We start from the raw sequence: 4,502 nt of genomic DNA on the forward strand, positions 1-4,502 counted from the left end.
GTGTTGTTGCGGTCGCAGTCCCCCTCCGCCTCGGCCGGCGCCCCCGCCTACTCCGTAGCTTTTTTGCTGTGGGCCCGCCCGGGGCGGCGCCCGCCCCCCCCCACTACAGGCTCGCGGATCAGCTGCCCGACAGCATCCGCCGGATCTTGCGGCCCAGGCGGGTCAGGAACGAATCGCTGTCGTTGCCCGCACGCATCGGCTTGGCCTGTACCTGCACCGGGCCATTGTTGTTGGCCACTGCCGGTGCTGCACCTTCGGCACCCTCAACCGGGCGGCCGTGACGACGACGGCGACGCTTGCGCGGTGCGCGCTCGCCTTCCACTGCCGGGCTGTTGGCGGCGTTCGGCGCGCCTTCGGCGGCCGGACGCGGCGGTTTGGGCGTACCTTCGGCATTGGCCGGGGCACCTTCGACGCGCGGCTTGCGCGGGCCACGCGGCTTGCCGTCGGCGCTGCGCTCGCCACGGCGTTCACCGGGCTTGCCACCGCTGCGACCACCGCCACGACGGGCTTCGTCAGCGGCCTTCTGTTCGCGGGCTTCGCGGAAGATGGCACCAACGCTCTCACCTTCTTCGCCCTCGGGCAGCGGCGCGCGCTCGGGACGCGGCAACGCGGTCATCAGTTCGGCGGTAACCGACTCGACCGGGATCTTCTGCTCGATGTAGGCCTCGATGTCCGGCAGGCTCATCGCATAGCGCTCGCAGGCAAAGCTGATCGCATCGCCCTCTTCGCCCAGGCGTGCGGTGCGGCCGATGCGGTGCACGTAGTCTTCGGCGTCGAACGGCAGGTCGTAGTTGTAGACGTACTTGATGCCGTCGATGTGCAGGCCGCGTGCGGCCACATCGGTGGCCACCAGGATTTCCAGCTGGCCCTTCTGGAAGCGGTTGAGCAGGCTCTCACGCTTCTTCTGCGGCACGTCGCCGGACAGCACGCCAACACGGTAGCCAGCCTTTTCCAGCGCGCGTGCAACACGCTCGACGAACACCTTGGTGTTGACGAACACCATGGTGCGTGCGCCTTCGCTGCGCGACAGCAGGCCGATCAGCAGCGGCAGCTTCTCTTCGTCGGCCGGGAAGTAGATGCGCTGGCGGACGCGGTCAGCAGTGATGCTTTCGGTCTCCACCACCAGCTTCTGCGGCTCGTTCATGTGCTCGTAGGCCAGCTCCAGCACGCGGTGGCTGAGGGTGGCACTGAACAGCAGGGTCTGGCGCGTGGTGCGCTCGGGCATGCGTCGCAGCAGGAAGCGGATGTCCTTGATGAAGCCCAGGTCGAACATGCGGTCGGCTTCGTCCAGCACGCAGATTTCGCAGGCGTGCAGCGAAACCACCTTGTGCTGCTTGACGTAGTCGATCAGGCGGCCGGGGGTGGCGATGATCACGTCCACGCCCTGCTGCAGCAGTTCGCGCTGCTTGTCGTAGTCCACGCCGCCGTAGACCAGCGCGAAACGCAGGCCGGTGTCGGCAGCGAACTTCATCGCGTCCTTGTGGATCTGGATGGCCAGCTCGCGGGTCGGCGCCAGGATCAGCGCGCGCGGATCTTCCGGCTTGCGGTCAGCCAGCGCCGGACGGGTCAGCAGACGGTTGGCCACGGCGACCAGGAAGGCCAGCGTCTTGCCGGTGCCGGTCTGGGCCTGGCCGGCGACGTCGCCGCCCGGCAGAGCCACCGGCAGGGTCAGTGCCTGAATGGGGGTGCAGCGGGTGAAACCCGCGCCTTCGAGGCCCGCCAGCAACGCCGGCTGCAGGTCGAAGGAGGAAAATGTCACGTCGGTTAGCGGTTTGTCGCTCATTGGTTTCGTCTTTGTAGTGCCAGCCGGTCAGTGTGGCCGGGCAGCTTGCATCGATTCGGGCACCGTCGCACACTGCGGCCCCTGCGCCGGGTCGCGCGACACCTGGGCCCTGCCCACTGTCCGCGCAATGCCCCAGTTTACCGCAATGCGACCGCCAACCCGGCATGGGCAGTCGCATTGCACCAGGAGACTCCAAGTGAGCGATAAGGTTTTACACGTCGGCGACGCCGACTTCGACAGCGCCGTCCTGCAATCGAGCGAACCGGTCCTGGTGGATTTCTGGGCTGAATGGTGCGGCCCGTGCAAGATGATTTCCCCGGTCCTGGACGAACTGGCTGATGCCTATGACGGCAAGCTGAAGATCGCCAAGGTCAATGTGGACGAGAACCGCGCCACCGCGATCAAGTACCACGTGCGCTCGATCCCGATGCTGCTGCTGTTCAAGGATGGCCAGATCCAGGCCACCCAGATCGGCGCAGTCGGCAAGGGCCAGCTGAGCCAGATGATCGACAAGGCGCTGGTCTGATCCAGCACGGTCCGGCGGCCCCGTGCCGCCGGCCACCGGGCCAGCCTGACCGCGGCCCAACAGGGTTTTGCAGGCGCTTGCGCCGCCACGTTTGGCGGTGGTAGTGTCGCTACATCCGGCAGCATTCGCGTGCCGCACCCTCTGGACGGGTTCTCGTCCGGACCATCCCAACCAGTTCGCAGCCCCGCAGGGCGCTCGCACATCCAAGCGAGAGGAATCAAGCACTTGTCCGAGAACACTCCTTCCGAAACCGGGAGCACCGACGCTCCTGTCGAGAAGCGCGTGCGCAAGCCGCGTGTTGCCAAAGCCGTTGAAAGCGCCGACAGCGGTGCTTCTGCCCCCGCCCAGCCAGCGCTTCCATTGCCAGCCGCCCCGGCCGCTCCGGCTCCGGTAGCCGCTGCTCCGGCAGCACCGGCCCCGGTTGCTCCGCCTCCCGCGCCCGCCGCGGCGGCGTCCAGCAATGAAGGCCAGGCCCCGGCAGCCAGCTCCGGCGACAACAACACCTCACAGGGTGGCCAGGACAACGGCGAAGGCAACAACAACCAGCAGCGTTACGGCCAGAACAATCAGCAAGGCCAGGGCCAAGGTCAGGGCAACCGCCGCGACCGTTTCCGCAACCGTCGCGACCGTGACCGCAACCGTCAGCGTGACGACAACGGCATGGGCAACGACGGCGGCAACGACAATTTTGTCCCGCGCTCGATGCCGAGCGTGCCGGAAGGCTTCCCCGTCTATTCGCTCAGCGACCTGAAGCGGATGCCGGCGCAGAAGCTGCTGGAAATCGCCGAACAGCTGCAGATCTCCGAAGGCGTCGCCCGTGCGCGCAAGCAGGACGTGATCTTTGCCCTGCTCAAGGTGCTGACCCGCCACGGCGACGGCGTTGCCGCCGACGGCGTGCTGGAAATCCTGCCGGACGGCTTCGGCTTCCTGCGTGCGGCCGAAGCCAGTTACCTGGCCGGCCCGGACGACACCTACATCTCGCCCAGCCAGATCCGTCGTTTCAACCTGCGCACCGGTGACCACCTGTCGGGCCGCATCCGCTTCCCGAAGGACGGCGAGCGCTACTTCGCGCTGTCGATCGTGGACACCATCAACGGTGAGCCGATCGAAGCCTCGAAGAACAAGGTGCTGTTCGAAAACCTGACCCCGCTGTTCCCGCGCAAGCGCTTCACGCTTGAGCGCGGCAACGGCTCCTCGGAAGACATCACCGGTCGCATCCTCGACCTGATGGCACCGCAGGGCAAGGGCCAGCGCGCCCTGATCGTTTCGCCGCCGAAGGCCGGCAAGACGATGATGATGCAGCAGATCGCCACCGCCATCACCACCAACCACCCGGAAGTGCACATGATCGTGCTGCTGGTGGATGAGCGCCCGGAAGAAGTGACCGAAATGCAGCGCACCGTGCGCGGCGAAGTGGTCTCCTCGACCTTCGACGAGCCGGCCGCGCGCCACGTGCAGGTTGCCGAAATGGTGATCGAGCGTGCCAAGCGCCTGGTCGAGCACAAGAAGGACGTGGTGATCCTGCTCGACTCGATCACCCGTCTGGCCCGCGCCTACAACAACGTCGTACCGAGCTCCGGCAAGGTCCTGACCGGTGGTGTGGACGCCAACGCCCTGCACCGCCCGAAGCGTTTCTTCGGTGCCGCACGTAACGTTGAAGAAGGTGGCTCGCTGACCATCATCGCCACCGCGCTGGTTGAAACCGGCTCGAAGATGGACGAAGTGATCTACGAAGAATTCAAGGGCACCGGCAACAGCGAAGTGCATTTGAACCGTCGCATCACCGAGAAGCGCGTCTACCCGGCCATCGACATCAACCGTTCCGGCACCCGCCGCGAAGACCTGTTGATCGAACCGGAGCTGCTGCAGAAGATCTGGATCCTGCGCAAGCTGCTGCATCCGATGGACGAAATCGCCGCGATGGAATTCCTGCTGGACAAGATGAAGAACACCAAGTCCAACGACGAGTTCTTCGGCTCGATGAAGCGCTGATTCCGGTTGGAATCGGCTGCAGGCAAAAACCCCGCGAAAGCGGGGTTTTTGTTGTGTACTGATTGGACGCTTCGCAGCGCCTGCTCTACCTGTAGAGGCCCCGGCGGCGGGGGGCGGGGGGGGGGCCGGGGCGGCCCCCCCCGCCCCGGGGGGCGCCCCCCCCCCCCCCCCGGCGCGGGGGGGGCGGGGGCGGGCGGGGGG

At 66.5% G+C, this 4,502-nt stretch carries 3 protein-coding genes; 2 read left to right on the top strand and 1 reads right to left on the bottom strand.

Going from position 1 to position 4,502, the window contains the following annotated elements; translation table 11 throughout:
• Positions 1 to 118 precede the first annotated feature (118 nt).
• Entirely contained in the window at positions 119 to 1,783 is a 1,665-nt protein-coding gene (gene rhlB, locus ACVOMF_RS20540; RefSeq protein WP_481510919.1) for an ATP-dependent RNA helicase RhlB, read from the bottom strand.
• Between the two features lie 196 nt (positions 1,784 to 1,979).
• On the opposite strand from rhlB, the gene trxA reads away from it, so the two are divergent.
• Entirely contained in the window at positions 1,980 to 2,309 is a 330-nt protein-coding gene (gene trxA, locus ACVOMF_RS20545; protein WP_057628040.1) for a thioredoxin TrxA, read from the top strand.
• Between the two features lie 225 nt (positions 2,310 to 2,534).
• On the top strand, positions 2,535 to 4,301 hold the full coding sequence (rho, locus tag ACVOMF_RS20550; protein WP_481510920.1) for a transcription termination factor Rho: 1,767 nt from the start codon (positions 2,535 to 2,537) through the stop codon (positions 4,299 to 4,301).
• Positions 4,302 to 4,502: the final 201 nt, after the last annotated feature.

The organism is Stenotrophomonas sp. STEN022 (assembly GCF_056760155.1).

Coding starts and splice junctions, on each gene's coding strand:
- rhlB (WP_481510919.1), bottom strand. CDS start 1,783: ATGAGCGACAAACCGCTAACCGACGTGACATTTTCCTCCTTCGACCTG.